16 protein-coding genes are annotated in these 15,677 nt (G+C 60.5%); 13 read left to right on the top strand and 3 right to left on the bottom strand.

Going from position 1 to position 15,677, the window contains the following annotated elements; translation table 11 throughout:
• Positions 1 to 26: 26 nt before the first annotated feature.
• The 3 genes from REH34_RS06195 to flgA all read right to left on the bottom strand — a co-directional run bounded on the left by REH34_RS06195 (position 27) and on the right by flgA (position 1,769).
• Positions 27 to 494, bottom strand: a complete 468-nt coding sequence (locus tag REH34_RS06195; RefSeq protein ID WP_226505784.1) for a flagella synthesis protein FlgN — start codon at positions 492 to 494, stop codon at positions 27 to 29.
• A 57-nt stretch (positions 495 to 551) separates the two neighbouring features.
• A complete protein-coding gene (gene flgM, locus REH34_RS06190) occupies positions 552 to 857 on the bottom strand; it encodes a flagellar biosynthesis anti-sigma factor FlgM (protein WP_311971107.1) in 306 nt (101 codons plus the stop codon).
• Positions 858 to 1,019: 162 nt separating this feature from the next.
• Positions 1,020 to 1,769, bottom strand: coding sequence for a flagellar basal body P-ring formation chaperone FlgA (flgA, locus tag REH34_RS06185; RefSeq protein ID WP_226505782.1), 750 nt, complete (start codon positions 1,767 to 1,769; stop codon positions 1,020 to 1,022).
• A 62-nt stretch (positions 1,770 to 1,831) separates the two neighbouring features.
• On the opposite strand from flgA, the gene REH34_RS06180 reads away from it, so the two are divergent.
• The 13 genes from REH34_RS06180 to REH34_RS06120 all read left to right on the top strand — a co-directional run bounded on the left by REH34_RS06180 (position 1,832) and on the right by REH34_RS06120 (position 15,587).
• Positions 1,832 to 2,758, top strand: coding sequence for a chemotaxis protein CheV (locus REH34_RS06180; protein WP_226505781.1), 927 nt, complete (start codon positions 1,832 to 1,834; stop codon positions 2,756 to 2,758).
• A 63-nt stretch (positions 2,759 to 2,821) separates the two neighbouring features.
• On the top strand, positions 2,822 to 3,649 hold the full coding sequence (cheR, locus tag REH34_RS06175; RefSeq protein ID WP_311971106.1) for a protein-glutamate O-methyltransferase CheR: 828 nt from the start codon (positions 2,822 to 2,824) through the stop codon (positions 3,647 to 3,649).
• Positions 3,650 to 3,976: 327 nt separating this feature from the next.
• Positions 3,977 to 4,387: a flagellar basal body rod protein FlgB gene (gene flgB / locus REH34_RS06170; protein WP_226505779.1), complete on the top strand. Its 411-nt coding sequence runs from the start codon at positions 3,977 to 3,979 to the stop codon at positions 4,385 to 4,387.
• Between the two features lie 3 nt (positions 4,388 to 4,390).
• Positions 4,391 to 4,837: a flagellar basal body rod protein FlgC gene (flgC, locus tag REH34_RS06165; RefSeq protein ID WP_311971105.1), complete on the top strand. Its 447-nt coding sequence runs from the start codon at positions 4,391 to 4,393 to the stop codon at positions 4,835 to 4,837.
• 15 nt (positions 4,838 to 4,852) lie between these two features.
• Positions 4,853 to 5,554 (top strand): flagellar hook assembly protein FlgD, encoded by a 702-nt coding sequence (locus REH34_RS06160; protein WP_311971104.1) that lies wholly within the window; start codon positions 4,853 to 4,855, stop codon positions 5,552 to 5,554.
• Positions 5,555 to 5,584: 30 nt separating this feature from the next.
• Positions 5,585 to 6,913 (top strand): flagellar hook protein FlgE, encoded by a 1,329-nt coding sequence (gene flgE, locus REH34_RS06155; protein WP_311971103.1) that lies wholly within the window; start codon positions 5,585 to 5,587, stop codon positions 6,911 to 6,913.
• A 281-nt stretch (positions 6,914 to 7,194) separates the two neighbouring features.
• Entirely contained in the window at positions 7,195 to 7,941 is a 747-nt protein-coding gene (locus REH34_RS06150) for a flagellar basal body rod protein FlgF (protein ID WP_226505775.1), read from the top strand.
• A 51-nt stretch (positions 7,942 to 7,992) separates the two neighbouring features.
• Positions 7,993 to 8,778: a flagellar basal-body rod protein FlgG gene (gene flgG / locus REH34_RS06145; RefSeq protein ID WP_311971102.1), complete on the top strand. Its 786-nt coding sequence runs from the start codon at positions 7,993 to 7,995 to the stop codon at positions 8,776 to 8,778.
• Positions 8,779 to 8,854: 76 nt separating this feature from the next.
• On the top strand, positions 8,855 to 9,535 hold the full coding sequence (gene flgH / locus REH34_RS06140) for a flagellar basal body L-ring protein FlgH (RefSeq protein ID WP_226505773.1): 681 nt from the start codon (positions 8,855 to 8,857) through the stop codon (positions 9,533 to 9,535).
• Positions 9,536 to 9,547: 12 nt separating this feature from the next.
• The gene (locus REH34_RS06135) at positions 9,548 to 10,657 is read left to right on the top strand and encodes a flagellar basal body P-ring protein FlgI (RefSeq protein ID WP_311971101.1); all 1,110 of its coding nucleotides are present in this window, start codon (positions 9,548 to 9,550) and stop codon (positions 10,655 to 10,657) included.
• 11 nt (positions 10,658 to 10,668) lie between these two features.
• Entirely contained in the window at positions 10,669 to 11,943 is a 1,275-nt protein-coding gene (gene flgJ, locus REH34_RS06130) for a flagellar assembly peptidoglycan hydrolase FlgJ (RefSeq protein ID WP_311971100.1), read from the top strand.
• Between the two features lie 10 nt (positions 11,944 to 11,953).
• Positions 11,954 to 13,969, top strand: a complete 2,016-nt coding sequence (gene flgK, locus REH34_RS06125) for a flagellar hook-associated protein FlgK (protein ID WP_311971099.1) — start codon at positions 11,954 to 11,956, stop codon at positions 13,967 to 13,969.
• Between the two features lie 13 nt (positions 13,970 to 13,982).
• On the top strand, positions 13,983 to 15,587 hold the full coding sequence (locus tag REH34_RS06120) for a flagellar hook-associated protein 3 (protein WP_311971098.1): 1,605 nt from the start codon (positions 13,983 to 13,985) through the stop codon (positions 15,585 to 15,587).
• Positions 15,588 to 15,677 lie beyond the last annotated feature (90 nt).

The raw sequence follows: 15,677 nt of genomic DNA, 5'->3' as shown, positions 1-15,677 counted from the left end.
TTGTTGCGCCTCTTGATAGAGGGTGCTTACGCCTGGCTGAGCGGTCGTTGCTTGGCCAGCCGGGAGGTCGATCCGCGGGCATCGTACAACGAGGGGGCTTCGCCGCCCATGAGGATACGAATCTGCGTGGCGGTGGTGTTCTGCTGGTGCGTGATCGAGCGGCCATTGAGGTCGTTGATCGACTGGCAGTCGAGCAGCAGGCTGCTCAGCAAATCGCTGCGTTGCAGCAGATGAGCGCCTTGGGGAGAGCTGTCAGCGTAGTTCTTCAGGCCTTCGCGATCAGCTGCGAAACCCATGGCGGCCAATACCTGACTGCGCTTGCGTCCGCGCTGCTCGAGCTGGACGACCAAAGACTGCTTCTTCGCCAGGATGGTTTCTAGCAACTGCATGTCCCGCCCGAACAGGGCGTTGGATTCGACCCGCAACAGCTCGAGTAGCTGGGTTGCCGGGGCGATGTCGTCTTCGATCAATTGCAGCAAGGTCGTGTCGTGCATGGCTGGCTCTGGAGTGAGATAACGTCCTGAAGCCCGGCGAGGTCGGTCGGCCTGGCCTTAAGCTTCGAAATTCAGCAGTTTGCTGGCTACGCGCTTGCTGTCGACCTGGTAGCTGCCGTCGGCAATGGCTGACTTCAGCTCCGCTACGCGGGCACTGTTGACAGTTGGTTGATCGCGCAGGCTATCGCTGATCTGTTGCAATTTTTGAGCCTCGTCACTGAGATGAACAGCTTCGCCGCTCGTCGCAGTGGTCTTGCTCACTGCAGTCGTTGCGTCAACTGCGGTGGTGTCCTTGGTGCCACTGGTGCGTGTCGTGCTTTGCACCGGTGAGTTGCCGTTCAGTCGGCTCAGGTCGATCGCCATGGGGTAAACCTCGTTGGTATGTGGGCGCTTGCCTTGTTTTCGACCCCTGTACGAATAACTTTAGGGTAAATACTGAAAAAAAAGCACAAGGCCCGCTGCGGAGTCTGTTCTCCACGGTGTAGTACACACAGTGTAAGAAAAGCTGCTCCGTACCGCCAGCGTCTACATCGAGACTTCAACCTCGCCCGGGCCGGTGATCCTGGCCTTGATGACCCGTTGCGAGTTCAAGTTGCGCACCGGGATCTGCTGGCTCATGGCACCCTTGGCCAGCGCCTCGCCGGGCATGCGCACCGCCAAGGCACCGGTTCTGGCGATGATCACCACATGGTCACCTTTGTTCACCACCTCCGGCTGTTCGATCATTACCGCCGATAACACCTGGTCGGCTACCGTCTGTCGGGTCAACTTGTAGCCTACCGCCTGATCCAGCGCTGTCAGATAGCCTTGAGTCAGCAGGCCGACATCGCGTTCACGCATGACAAGGTCCGGAGCGCCCAGTACCGTATCGCGCGTCAGGGGACGGGTGGTCATCACCACATCCCTGAACAATTTCACCTGTGCCGGCACGAAAACCGTCCAGGGCGTAGCGGTGTCGCAGCGTACCCGCACACTGACCCGACCCAGTGGCGCGCCTGGGCTGGCCATGGTTGCCGTCAATTGTTCGGCGCACTTGGGCATCCGTAGACGTGGATCGATATCGTTGACCGTCACCTCATAACGACCTTCGGTTTGTGCCGTGGCCAGATAATCTTCTACCGTGAACTCAAGAAAACCCTGTGTTGCACCGATAAGCTCTTCAGGTGACGTAAATTCTTCGGCATTGACGTTGCAAAGTGCGAGTGAACAAGTCGCTGCCAGGATCACTGGCAAGCTGCGTATCATGCGTCGGGAATATGTCGTAATGGCATTCATGTAAGGTTAATAGCAAGGCGCGTGCCGACTTCGTGTCGAACGAGCGTGAAGGAGTCTGAACAATGGCTGGTGTAATGGATTCAGTGAACCAGCGCACCCAACTGGTAGGGCAGAATCGTCTCGAGCTGCTGTTGTTCCGGCTCAACGGTGACCAGCTTTACGGGATCAACGTCTTCAAGGTGCGCGAGGTGCTGCAATGCCCCAAGCTCACCCTGATGCCGAGGTCCAATCCAGTGGTGCGCGGGGTCGCCAATATTCGCGGTGCGACCATCCCGATTCTCGACCTGGCCTTGGCCACGGGCGGCAAGAGTCTGGAAGGCGTGGCCAATCCGTTCGTGATCATCACCGAGTACAACCTGAAGATTCAGGGGTTCCTGGTGCACTCGGTCGAACGCATCGTCAACATGAACTGGGAAGAGATCCATCCGCCACCCAAGGGTACCGGTCGCGACCATTACCTGACGGCCGTGACGCGGGTCGACAACAAGCTGGTCGAAATCATCGACGTGGAGAAGATCCTCGCCGAGGTGGCGCCGATGTCCGAGTCGATTTCCGTCGGCGTGGTGGATGCCGCGACCCAGGTCAAGGCCACTACGCTGCGCGTGCTGACGGTCGACGATTCGTCGGTGGCGCGCAAGCAGGTCACCCGTTGCCTGCAGACGGTGGGCGTGGAGGTGGTCGCTCTGAACGACGGTCGGCAGGCGCTCGACTACTTGCGCAAGCTGGTGGACGAGGGCAAGAAGCCTGAAGAAGAGTTCCTGATGATGATTTCCGACATCGAAATGCCGGAAATGGACGGCTACACCCTCACAGCCGAAGTCCGCGCGGATTCGCGCATGCAGAAACTGCACATCGTCCTGCATACTTCCCTGTCGGGTGTGTTTAATCAGGCTATGGTCAAGAAGGTCGGTGCCGACGATTTCCTGGCCAAGTTCCGGCCTGACGATCTGGCATCCCGAGTCGTGGAACGCATCAAGCTTCACGAATAATGTCCACGAATAACGGCCCGGGGTTCGCCCCGGCCGAATAAACGATTTAAAGAGGCGGTACCTGTGTCGACGGCTAATGCGGATTTTGATCAGTTCCGAGTATTCCTGGAGAAAGCCTGTGGCATTCTGTTGGGTGACAACAAGCAGTATCTGGTCTCCAGCCGTCTCAACAAGCTCATGGAACAGCAGGGCATCAAGACGCTGACCGAGCTGGTGCAGCGCGTCACTGCGCAGCCACGCAGCGGTCTGCGCGAGTTGGTGGTGGATGCCATGACCACCAACGAAACCCTGTGGTTTCGCGATACCTATCCTTTTGAAGTGATGAAGAACAAGGTGATTCCGGAGGCCATCAAGGCTGCGCCGGGGGCACGCTTGCGGGTCTGGTCGGCGGCGTGTTCGTCGGGGCAGGAACCCTACTCGCTGTCGATGACTTTCGATGAATTCGAGCGCAGCAATCCAGGCCAGTTGAAAATGGGCGCGCAGATCGTCGCCACCGATCTGTCGGGCACGATGCTCACCAACTGCAAGAGCGGTGAGTACGACAGCCTGGCACTGGGGCGCGGCTTGTCGCCGGATCGTCTGCAGCGCTACTTCGATCCCAAGGGCGGTGGTCGCTACGCGATCAAGGCGCCGATTCGCAGTCGCGTGGAGTTTCGCTCGTTCAACCTGCTGGACAGTTATGCCAGCCTGGGCAAGTTCGATATCGTCTTTTGCCGCAACGTGCTGATCTACTTTTCCGCGCAGGTGAAAAAGGACATCCTCATGCGTATCCATGGCACCCTCAAGCCGGGCGGCTATCTGTTTCTGGGGGCCAGCGAGGCGCTCAATGGCTTGCCGGATCATTACCAGATGGTCCAGTGCAGTCCGGGGATCATCTACCAGGCTAAATGACCCACCGCATCACCCCCCCCTGTGGGAGCCCGATTGCGCATCAGGCGGCGAAGCTGTTAAAGGCTTCGCCGCCTGACGCGCAATCGGGCTCCCACAAATGTTTTCAGGTAGCAGTAAAAATGGCGTCAAAACTGACGCGGGCATTGCCGCTTTGCCGTCACGTGGCGGAATCGGATTGCCGCTTTTCTGGCATTGCCGCCCTCATTGCCGTACTGGCGATCTGCTCTAACCCCTCTAGATCAAGCCTTTCCAGACTTTATGAAAGTTGGCACAGGCATTGCTATATCTCTGACAAGAGAATCAGCTCTGCCGCGAAGGGTTTCAGACATGAGCATCAGTTTCGACAAAGCGCTCGGCATCAGCGAACAGGCATTGAAGTTCAGGGCCCAGCGCGCCGAGGTCCTGGCCAACAACATCGCCAACGCCGATACCCCGAACTACAAGGCTCGGGATCTGGACTTCGCCGCTGTCCTCAAGCAGCAGAGCGATACCACCAGCAATGGCGCCTTCAGCCTGGAAACCACCGACGCCCGTCATATCGACGCTTCCGGCGTCAACAGTGGTGGCGATCCGGCGCTGATGTACCGCATTTCGACTCAACCGTCGCTGGACCAGAACACCGTCGACTCGCAGATCGAGCAATCGAACTACGCGCAGAACTCGGTGGACTTTCAGGCCAGCTTCACTTTGTTAAACAGTAAATTCAAAGGGCTGATCTCGGCCCTGCGCGGGGATTAAGCCATGTCTCTAGCCAGCGTTTTCAACATTGCCGGTACTGGCATGAGTGCTCAGACCACTCGCCTGAATACCGTCGCCAGTAACATCGCCAACGCCGAGACCGTCTCGTCGAGCATCGACAAGACCTACCGTGCGCGCCACCCCGTATTCGCCACCATGTTCCAGAACGCTCAGGGCAACGGCGACAGCGGTTCGCTGTTCGCCGACTCCGACTCGTCGGGCGCCGGTGTGCAGGTATCGGGTGTGGTCGAAGATCAGAGCAACCTGGAAGCGCGCTACGAGCCCAGCTCGCCGGCCGCCAACAAGGATGGCTATGTGTATTACCCGAACGTGAACGTGGTTGAAGAGATGGCGGACATGATTTCCGCCAGCCGCTCCTTCCAGACCAATGCGGACATTATGAACACCGCGAAAACCATGATGCAGAAGGTCCTGACCCTCGGTCAGTGATAGGGGCGCAAAAGCATGACGACGACTTCAACCACGGCAACTGGCGCCGCCGCACTGGCCCAGTACCAAGCGACTACCAGCACCACCGACCCGTCTACCGGCACCGCCGGCAGCGCGTTGGGCAAAGATGCGTTCCTGCAATTGCTGGTCACCCAGCTCAAGAATCAGGACCCGCTCAGCCCTACGGACAACACTCAGTTCGTGTCGCAGATGGCCCAGTTCAGCAGCCTTGAAAGCATGCAGAACCTCAACACCACGGTCGACAGCCTGGCCACCACCTACCAATCGTCGCAGGCGCTGCAAGCCTCCTCGCTGGTCGGTCGCTCGGTGGTCGTGGCAAGCGACACGGCCGTGCTCGATCCCACCAAGGGCATCACCGGTACGGTGGCCGTCACCGGTGCCAGCACCGCGACGACCGTGGGTGTGTACGACAGCACCGGCAGCCTGGTCGATACCATCGATCTGGGTGTCCAGTCCACCGGCAACTCCGCCTTTACCTGGGATGGCCTCAACTCCTCGGGTGTTGCCGAGCCTGCCGGTAACTACAGCTTCAAGGCCACGACGACCCTCGATGGTGTCGCTACGGCTGCAACGACGTACCTGCCTGCCACGGTCAGCAGTGTGACCATGGCAACCACCAGTGGTGGTGAAATGACCCTTAATCTCGCTGGGGGCAGCAGCGTGGCCCTCTCGAAAGTCCAGACGATCGCCAATTAACGGCCGGCTCACCGCCGCAGGAGTAGCAGCATGTCTTTCAATATCGGTCTCAGCGGTCTGGCGGCAGCCAACAAAGCGCTGGATGTAACAGGCAACAACATCGCCAACGTCGCCACCACTGGCTTCAAGGCGTCGCGCACGGAATTCGCCGACCAGTATGCCGCCTCGATCAAGGCCACGGCAGGTAGCACCACCGTCGGCAGCGGCGTGCAGACCCAATCAGTGGCACAGTTGTTCAACCAGGGCAACATCAGCACCACCGACCAGAGCCTCGACCTGGCCATCAACGGTGACGGTTTCTTTACCATGAGCGACAACGGCACCAAGGTCTACACCCGTGCCGGTGCGTTTTCCAGCGACAAGTCGGGCTACATCGTCGACAGCTCGGGCGCCAACCTGCAAGGCTACTCGGTGGATGCCAACGGCACCCTGCAGACGGGTGTGCTCAGCAATCTGAAGATTGATACCTCGAACCTCAGCCCCAAGCCCACGTCGACCATGTCCGAGACGCTGAACCTCAACTCCAGCGCGGCGACGCCGACCGTGACCCCGTTCGACGCCACTAACGTCAACAGCTACAACTTTACCTACAACACCGAAATCTTCGACAGCCAGGGTAACTCGCACCAGCTGAACCAGTATTTCGCCAAGGATTCCAGCAACAACTGGACCATGTACACCACGGTCGATGGTCGCAACCCGACCGACCCGACCAATACCACCACTGGTACCGATCCGCTGGTCAACCCGATCAGCTTCACGTCCTCGGGTGCGTTGGATACCGCCAACATCACCACGCCGGTTTCGCCTGCCGCGGCTGGCCTGAGCGTGGTCAACGGTGTGTTCAGCCTGGCTAACTGGAGCCCTGCCACGCAGAATGCCGCCGGTACTTGGGTCAGCAACGGTTCGACTGCGTCAGCGGCTATCACCCTGGACATGACCTCCGTCACCCAGTACAACGCGACGTCGGCCGTTACCGCCAAGACGCAAGACGGCTACGCCACCGGCGAGCTGTCGAGCCTGAGCGTGGACTCCTCCGGTTCGCTGTTCGCCACCTTCACCAACGGCCAGAGCAAGACCATCGGCCAGGTGGCAATCGCCAACTTCGCCAACGTCCAGGGCCTGACGCCGATCGGCGGCACCAAGTGGAAAGAGTCGTACGCGTCGGGCGTGCCGGTCATCGGTACGCCGGAAACCGGGACCTTGGGCAGCATCCAGTCCAACGCGCTGGAAGACTCCAACGTCGACCTGACCTCGGAGCTGGTCAACCTGATCAAGGAACAAAGCAACTATCAGGCGAACGCCAAGACTATCTCGACTCAAAGCACCATCATGCAGACGCTGATCCAGTCGGTGTAATCGACCCGCTCTGAAAACCCTGCGGGAGCGACCCCGGTCGCTCCCGCAATGGGATTTGCACTGCCTCGTATAACGCGTCAAAAAAACCGACGGCGGTAGTTTGCCGCTCCTGGCAACAGGGCGCCGTATTTCCGTCTTGATACAGCTCACCATTCCCTCGCTCCAATGCGCAATCCTTCTAAATCAAGGCTTGTAGCGGTCTTTTCAAAGTTGGCCCACTAATTGCTCTAGCACTGTTATCGATTCGCTAACCGGCAGTCGCCCGTCACCGGAGATACAGTGTGGACAAATTACTTTATGTAGCCATGACCGGCGCCAGCCAGAACGCGCTCGCGCAGAAGGTGCACGCCAACAACCTGGCCAACGTTTCCACCAATGGCTTCCAGCGCGATCTGGAGCAGGCGCGTTCGATGCCGGTATTCGGCGACACCTTTCCCTCGCGCGCCTATGCCATGACCGAGCGCCCGGCGACCGATTTTCAGCCCGGCGCCATGATCGAAACAGGCCGTGACCTCGACATTGCCGTCAGCGGCAGTGGCGGTGATGGCTGGATCGCGGTGCAGACCCCGGATGGCAAGGAAGCCTATACCCGCTCGGCGAGCCTCAACATCGATGCCCTGGGCGTGTTGCGCACCGGCAGCGGCTTGCCGGTCATGGGCAACGGCGGGCCGATTGCGGTGCCGCCGGATGAGAAGATCGAGATCGGCAGCGACGGCACCATCAGCGTCCGCGGCATGGGGCAGTCGCCTCAGGCCTTGGCGCAGGTAGACCGCATCAAGCTGGTCAAACCCGACCTCAAGAACATGACCAAGGGTGTCGATGGCCTGATCCATACCGCTGACGGCAAGGCTGCCCCGGTGAATGCCGACGTGCAAGTGACGTCCGGCTTTCTGGAGGCGAGCAACGTCAACGCCGTGGAAGAGATGACGTCGGTGCTGGAGCTTTCGAAGCAATTTGAAATGCACATCAAAATGATGTCCACGGCCAAGGAAGATGACCAGGCCATGGCCCGCGTTTTGCAATCTTAAGAATTATCTGAAACCCGCGCCGACGAACCGGCGCCCGAGGAGACGAATACCATGCTTCCAGCACTTTGGGTCAGCAAGACCGGCCTTCAAGCCCAGGACTTGAACCTCACTACCATTTCCAACAACCTGGCCAACGTATCGACCACGGGCTTCAAACGTGATCGCGCCGAATTCCAGGATCTGCTGTACCAGATCAAACGCCAGCCAGGCGCTCAGTCCACCGCAGACACCGAGCTGCCATCGGGCCTGCAGGTCGGTACCGGTGTGCGCATCGTCGGCACGCAGAAGAACTTCACCGCAGGTTCCCTGCAAACCACCGATCAGCCGCTGGACCTGGCCGTCAACGGTCACGGTTTCTTCCAGATCACCCAGCCGGACGGCACCACCGCCTACACCCGCGACGGCACCTTCCACCTGGATTCCACTGGCCAGATCGTCACTTCCAGCGGCATGGCGTTGAACCCGGCCATCGTCGTGCCTAGCGATGCCCAGACCTTCACCGTCGGCACCGACGGCACCGTGTCGGTCACCGTGCCTGGCAGCGCCGCCGCTCAGGTCATCGGCAACCTGCAGATCGCCGACTTCGTCAACCCGGGCGGTTTGCAGTCCATAGGAAGCAACTTGTACCTGGAAACCGCTTCCAGTGGTGCACCGCAAGCCGGTACGCCTGGCCTCAATGGCCTGGGCACGACGCTGCAGAACACCCTGGAAAACTCCAACGTCAGCACCGTGGAAGAACTGGTGAACATGATCACCACCCAGCGTGCCTACGAGATGAACTCCAAAGTGATCTCCACCGCCGACTCCATGCTGCAGTACGTCACGCAGAACCTGTAAGGCGTTAGTCAATCTGTTCAAACCACTGTCCGTCTGTTGGCGCCCAGGCGCCTGTTACACCGTGAGGTCGAAAGTCATGAGTCGTTTGTTCGTTACCGTCATCGCCTTGAGTGGAATCACTTTGCTCGCTGGCTGCATGGGCCCTCAGCCCAAGCCAAACGACCCGTACTACGCCCCGGTGTTGCCACGCACACCATTGCCGGCAGCGGCCAACAACGGCTCGATCTACCAGGCCGGGTTCGAGCAGAACATGTACGGCGACCGCAAGGCGTTCCGGATCGGTGACATCATCACCATCACCCTGAACGAGAAGACCGCCGCCAGTAAAACGGCGAACTCCAAGATCGCCAAGACCAGCGCCACCACCATGGGTATCACTTCGCTGTTCGGCAGCGGTGTGCATTCGGGCGACGCCAACCTCAATGCCGGCTACAGCGGCGACCGCGCCACCAACGGCAACAGCCAGGCAGCGCAGGGCAACAGCCTGACCGGCTCGGTCACGGTGACCGTTGCCGACGTCTTGCCCAACGGCATCCTGGCCGTGCGCGGCGAGAAATGGATGACCCTGAACACCGGTGAAGAACTCGTGCGAATCGCTGGCATGATCCGTGCAGATGACATAGCAACCGACAATACAGTGTCGTCGAATCGGGTAGCCGATGCGCGGATCACGTACTCGGGAACCGGCTCCTTTGCCGACGCGAGCCAGACTGGATGGCTGGATCGCTTCTTCCTTAGCCCGTATTGGCCCTTCTGAGTGCGCCTGACCATGCTCAAACTCAAACACCTGATTGCGGCGACGATGTTGTTGTCCATGGCCTTCAGCGTTCAAGCCGAACGCCTGAAGGACATCGCCAGCATTTCGGGCGTACGTACCAACCAGTTGATCGGCTACGGTCTGGTGGTGGGGCTCGATGGTACGGGTGACCAGACCACGCAAACGCCGTTCACCCTGCAGACGTTCAACAACATGCTCGCCCAGTTCGGCATCAAGGTGCCGTCGGGCTCGGGCACCGTGCAGCTGAAAAACGTCGCGGCGGTGTCGATCTTTGCCGATCTGCCGGCGTTCTCCAAACCCGGTCAGGCCATCGACATTACCGTGTCGTCCATCGGTAACTCCAAGAGCCTGCGCGGCGGCAGCCTGTTGATGACTCCGCTCAAGGGGATCGACGGCAACGTCTACGCCGTCGCTCAGGGCAACCTGGTGGTGGGCGGCTTCGACGCCGAAGGCCGCGATGGTTCGAAGATCACCGTCAACGTGCCGTCGTCGGGGCGGATTCCTGGCGGTGCCACGGTCGAGCGTTCGGTACCGAGCGGTTTCAACCAGGGCAACAGCCTGACCTTGAACCTCAACCGCTCCGACTTCACCACCGCCAAGCATATCGTTGACACCATCAACAACATGCTCGGCCCTGGCGTGGCTCAGGCCATCGATGGCGGTTCGGTGCGCGTCACTGCGCCGCTCGATCCCAACCAGCGGGTCGACTACCTGTCGGTGCTCGAGAACCTCGAGATCGATCCTGGTCAGGCGGTCGCCAAAGTCATCATCAACTCGCGCACCGGTACTATCGTGATCGGCCAGAACGTCAAGGTTTCGCCCGCTGCGGTCACGCACGGCAGCCTGACCGTGACCATCACCGAAGACCCGATCGTCAGCCAGCCTGGCGCCTTGTCCAACGGCACCACGGCTGTCGTGCCGCGCTCCAAGGTCAGTGCCCAGCAGGAAGCCAAACCGATGTTCAAGTTCGGCCCGGGCACGACCCTGGACGAGATCGTACGGGCGGTGAATCAGGTGGGCGCAGCGCCCAGCGACCTGATGGCCATTCTTGAAGCCTTGAAACAGGCCGGCGCCTTGCAGGCCGACCTGATCGTCATTTGAGGTAAGCGACCATGGACATGCCTAAAGGGGGAGTTTCCGCCCCTGCCGATAGCGGCGCCTACACCGACCTCAATCGTCTGAACAACCTCAAGATTGGCGATCGCGACAGCGACGCCAACCTCAAGAAGGTCGCTCAGGAATTCGAGTCGCTGTTCGTCGGCGAGATGCTCAAGTCCATGCGTTCCGCCAACGATGTGCTGGCCAAGGACAACCCGCTCAACACCGAGACCGTCAAACAGTACCAGTCCATGTACGACCAGCAGCTCGCCGTGACCATGTCGCGCCAGGGCGGCATCGGCCTGCAGGACGTGCTGATGCGGCAATTGTCGAAGACCAAGGACGTGGGCCACAGCGCTGGCAACAACCCGTTCCAGCGTCCTGGCAGCAACGGCACGCCCCTGGGGGCGGTGCACAGCAGCGCCGCCGACAGCACTGCCAGCACCTCGGTCAGCGGCGCCAACCTCATGGCCAAGCTCAACGAGCGGCGCCTGTCGTTGCCGAGCAAACTGTCCGATCGCTTGCTGGCGGGCATCGTCCCGTCGGCTTCCGGCGATGGCACCACCGACGCCAGCCGTAACCGGTTGCACCCTGAAGGCACGGCACATTCCAACGTCCTGCTGGCGGGCCGGAGCCAGGTCGCCACAGCCACCGCTGCAGTCGCCAGCACCAGCGACGCCACCGGCACCGATGGCGGCAACGGCGACTGGACCCAGGATCCGACCTTGCCGATCATCAAGGCGCAGGAAACCCGCCGCGTGCAGATTCCGTTGGCGCCTGGCAAAAGTGCGTTCGCCTCGCGTGACGAATTTATCGACACCATGCTGCCGATGGCGCAAGAAGCCGCAGCACGTATCGGCGTCGATCCCAAGATCCTGGTGGCCCAGGCCGCGCTGGAAACCGGCTTCGGCAAATCGGTGATGCGTGCCGAAGACGGCACCAGCAGCCACAACCTGTTCGGCATCAAGGCGTCCGGCAACTGGCAGGGCGAGCAAGCGCGGGCGATCACCAGCGAGTTCCGCAATGGCGCGATGGTCAAGGAAACGGCGCAGTTCCGCTCGTACTCCTCGTATGCCGACAGTTTCCACGATCTGGTCAGCCTGTTGCAGAACAACGATCGCTATAAAGGTGTGGTGAATGCGGCCGATAACCCGGAACAGTTTGTAAAAGAGCTGCAGAAAGCCGGCTACGCCACCGACCCGGACTATGCCTCGAAGATTTCCCAGATTGCCAAGCAGATGAAGAGCTACCAGAACTACGCAATGGGTAGTTCCTCCACGACTTTATAAGGGCTGAACCATGTCGCTGATCAACATCGGGCTCTCGTCGCTCAATGCCAACACCGCAGCGCTGAACACCATCAGTAACAACATTGCCAACGTTGATACTGACGGCTATTCGCGCCAACAAACGGTGACCACGTCGTCCGCCCTGCAGAATATCGGCGTAGGCTACATTGGTACTGGTACGACGCTGTCCGATGTTCGTCGCATCTACAACAGCTTCCTCGATACCCAGGTACAGACCACCACCGCCCTGGCGGCCGATGCCACTGCGTACTCGACCCAGGCGTCGAGCACCGACGCCCTGCTGTCGGATGACAGCACCGGCATCTCCACCACCCTGGCGTCGTTCTTTACTCAGTTGCAGGCCGTGTCGACCACTGCCAACGATGCCTCGTCGCGTGCCTCGTTGCTGACCTCCGCGAAAGCGTTGACGGCTCGGTTCAACTCGGTCGCCTCGCAATTGGCTGCTCAGAACACCGACGTCAACAGCCAGCTCGCCAGCACCGCCAGCAAGGTCAACGACCTCGCGGCCAGCATTGCCAAGCTCAACACCCAGATCACTCAGGCGAACAACGGCGGCAGCCCCAACAGCCTGCTCGACTCGCGCAACGAAGCCGTGCGCCAGCTCAACGAGCTGGTGGGCGCCAAGGTCATCGACAACAACGGCAGCTACGATGTCTACATCGGCAATGGCCAGACCCTGGTCAGCGGCAGCACGGTCAACACGCTGACGACCGTACCGAGCACCACCGATGCGACGCAGATGAGCCTGCAGCTCAACTATTCGCAATACAGCACCGACGTCACCTCGGTGATCAGCGGCGGCAGCATCGGCGGTCTGCTGCGTTATCGTTCCGACGTGCTGACGCCTGCCACCAACGAGCTGGGGCGTATCGCCCTGACCATGGCCGACACGGTCAATAGCCAACTGGCACAAGGCGTCGACAGCTACGGCAACTTCGGCAGCGCCCTTTACAGTGACATCAACAGCGATGCGCAAGTGACCCAGCGCAGTATCGGCGCCACGACGAACAAGGGTTCCAGCAACTTCAACGTCAGCATCAGCGACACCAGCAAACTGACGGCCAACGACTACCAGGTGACCTTCACCGACGCGACCCACTACTCCGTCAGCAAACTGCCGGACGGCACCGCCATGGGCAGCTACAGCACCGCCGACAAACCCGAAATCGACGGCTTTCAGCTGTCGCTCAACGGTACCAGCGTGCAGGCCGGTGACACCTTCAAGATCACCCCGACCCGCTCAGCGGCCACGGCCATTACCACGGTCATGACCGACTCCAAGACGCTCGCTGCTGCGGGTGCCTTGACCGTCAATGCCGGGGCCAGCAACAGTGGTTCAGGCTCGGTCACCCAGCCAGCCCTGAGCTCGGTGCTCGACGACGGTTCGAGCGCCGACCTGCAGGCCGGCATCAAGAATTCCTCGCCGGTCAAGCTGGTGTTCGGGGCGACGGCCACCGACGGTACGCAAAGCTACAAGGTCTACACCGCCGCAGGCACCGAGATCACCAGCGCCGCTGGCAGCATCGTGCCTGGCCAGAACAACGCATTGAGCATCACCATCCCGCTGCTGGACTCGAGCGGCGCCGCCATTGCCGGCAAAAGCTACAGCTTTGCGATGACCGTGTCGGGCACCCCAGCCAGCAACGATACCTACACCGTGTCGATGACCGCCGCCGGCTCCTCGGACAACCGCAACGCCATCACCACCCTGGCGCTGCAGACCAAGGCCACCATCGGTACCGCCGACGGCAACGGCGTGAGCCTGTCCGATGCCAACGCATCCTTGGTATCCAGTGTCGGTGCCAAGGCGGCCCAGGGCACCAGCGACGTGACCGCGACCACCGCGGTATTGACTCAGGCCACCACTTCGCGGGATTCGGTATCGGGGGTCAACCTCGACGAAGAAACCGCCAACCTGGTCAAGTATCAGCAGTACTACACCGCCTCTTCGCAGATCATCAAGGCGGCCCAGACCATGTTCGATACCTTGATCAACAACCTTTAAGGAGCGCTGACGTATGCGTATTTCCACCAGTCAATACTACGAAACCAGCGCTGCCAACTATTCCCGCACCTACGGCAACGTGGTTGCATCCGGCGAAGAGGCCAGCAGCGGCATCAAGGTCAATACCGCCGCCGATGATCCGGTCGGTGCCGCGCGCCTGCTGCAACTGGGCCAGCAGAGCTCCATGCTGACGCAGTACAAGAGCAACATGACCGCCGCCACGACCACCATGACGGCTTCGGAAACTGCGCTCACCAGTATTACCAATGCACTGCAGCGCGCCCGCGAACTGGCGCTATCGGCCAGCAACGCCACCTATACCGACGCTGACCGCCAGGCCAACGCCGAGGAGCTGTCGCAGATCCAGTCTCAAGTGCTTGGCTTGATGAACAGCCAGGATGCAAGCGGTAACTATCTGTTCTCGGGTTCCAAATCATCGACGCCGCCCTACACCGTGAACGCCGATGGTTCGTACAGCTATAACGGCGATCAGACCTCGACGAACGTCGCTATCGGCCAAGGCTTGTCCATCGCCACCAACACCACCGGTTGGGATGCTTTCGAGCAGGCGACCAATACCACCCGTACCAGCACCACGCCGAGCGTCAGTGACGGCAAGGTCACGCTCTCGGGCGGTATCGTCTCGAACAGCGCTACCTACAGCTCTTCGTTCACCAGTGGCGCGCCCTATACCATCAGCTACACCAGCGCCACGCAGCTGAAAATCACCGACAACACCGGTACAGACAGGACCTCGGAACTGACGGCCAATGGCGTGGTGTCGGCCAGTACCGCAGCGGATCAGACCGTCAGTTTTCGCGGTGTCGACCTGACCCTCAACGTCAACCTTGCCACCGGTGATGACGCCTCGACTGTGTTGACCGGTCGCAGCTTCACTTTTGCGGCCACGCCGGACACCTTCAACACCGCACGGGTCAGCACCAACACCTCAACGTCGCAGATTACCTCCGCCATCACTGGCGCTTCCGATTCGACTGCGTCCGCGGCCACCCAGGCGGCCGATGCGGTTGCCTACACCAGCAAGTTCCCTGCGAACGGTGCGGTGGTGAAGGTCACCGGCACCACGCCGACGACTACCGTGGCGTTGTATGCGTCGCCTTTGACTGCCAACAGTCAGCCGATCGACAGCCAGACACTCACGGGTGGCTCGGTGACCCTCGCCGGCGTCAAGTTCAGTATCAGCGGTACGCCGGCCACCGGCGATCAGTTCACGGTGCAGTCCAATACCCATACCAATCAGAACATTCTCAACACCTTGAACGATCTGAGAACTGCGCTGATGACGCCGACTGACGGCGACGCCGTGGCGACCCAGAAGCTCAACGCTCAGCTGCAATCGGCCATCGGCAACCTGGCTTCCGGCAGCGATCAGGTCAGTACGGCGCTCAGCTCGATTGGTGCTCGGGGCCAGGCGGTGGATGCACAGTCGACCACCAACACCACGCTGACCACCAACAACGACACCAACCAGTCGGCCATCCGCAATTCCGATCCGGCCGAAGTCATGACGCGCTTGACCTTGCAGCAGACCATGCTCTCGGCGGCGCAACTGGCGTTCAGCCGTATCTCGCAGCTTGGCCTGTTCAACAAGCTCTAAGCTACACTCGCTACCTGTAACCGCGGGGCAGGTGCCCCGCGGTCATCCCTTCTGTAGCGTCCGCGCTTGTCACGTTGTCGCCGGACGCCT

The organism is Pseudomonas baltica (genome assembly GCF_031880315.1).
GTDB lineage: Bacteria > Pseudomonadota > Gammaproteobacteria > Pseudomonadales > Pseudomonadaceae > Aquipseudomonas.
The sequence above is the reverse complement of the archived record's forward strand: the minus strand, read 5'-3'. Positions and strand labels throughout refer to the sequence as shown.

Bases quoted from the DNA above. Each gene is read 5' to 3' on its own strand.
- flgG (WP_311971102.1), top strand. From the start codon at position 7,993: ATGCTTCCAGCACTTTGGGTCAGCAAGACCGGCCTTCAAGCCCAGGAC.
- REH34_RS06195 (WP_226505784.1), bottom strand. From the start codon at position 494: ATGCACGACACGACCTTGCTGCAATTGATCGAAGACGACATCGCCCCG.
- REH34_RS06180 (WP_226505781.1), top strand. From the start codon at position 1,832: ATGGCTGGTGTAATGGATTCAGTGAACCAGCGCACCCAACTGGTAGGG.
- flgA (WP_226505782.1), bottom strand. From the start codon at position 1,769: ATGAATGCCATTACGACATATTCCCGACGCATGATACGCAGCTTGCCA.
- flgH (WP_226505773.1), top strand. From the start codon at position 8,855: ATGAGTCGTTTGTTCGTTACCGTCATCGCCTTGAGTGGAATCACTTTG.
- REH34_RS06160 (WP_311971104.1), top strand. From the start codon at position 4,853: ATGACGACGACTTCAACCACGGCAACTGGCGCCGCCGCACTGGCCCAG.
- flgC (WP_311971105.1), top strand. From the start codon at position 4,391: ATGTCTCTAGCCAGCGTTTTCAACATTGCCGGTACTGGCATGAGTGCT.
- flgB (WP_226505779.1), top strand. From the start codon at position 3,977: ATGAGCATCAGTTTCGACAAAGCGCTCGGCATCAGCGAACAGGCATTG.
- flgK (WP_311971099.1), top strand. From the start codon at position 11,954: ATGTCGCTGATCAACATCGGGCTCTCGTCGCTCAATGCCAACACCGCA.
- flgM (WP_311971107.1), bottom strand. From the start codon at position 857: ATGGCGATCGACCTGAGCCGACTGAACGGCAACTCACCGGTGCAAAGC.
- flgJ (WP_311971100.1), top strand. From the start codon at position 10,669: ATGGACATGCCTAAAGGGGGAGTTTCCGCCCCTGCCGATAGCGGCGCC.
- REH34_RS06120 (WP_311971098.1), top strand. From the start codon at position 13,983: ATGCGTATTTCCACCAGTCAATACTACGAAACCAGCGCTGCCAACTAT.
- flgE (WP_311971103.1), top strand. From the start codon at position 5,585: ATGTCTTTCAATATCGGTCTCAGCGGTCTGGCGGCAGCCAACAAAGCG.
- REH34_RS06135 (WP_311971101.1), top strand. From the start codon at position 9,548: ATGCTCAAACTCAAACACCTGATTGCGGCGACGATGTTGTTGTCCATG.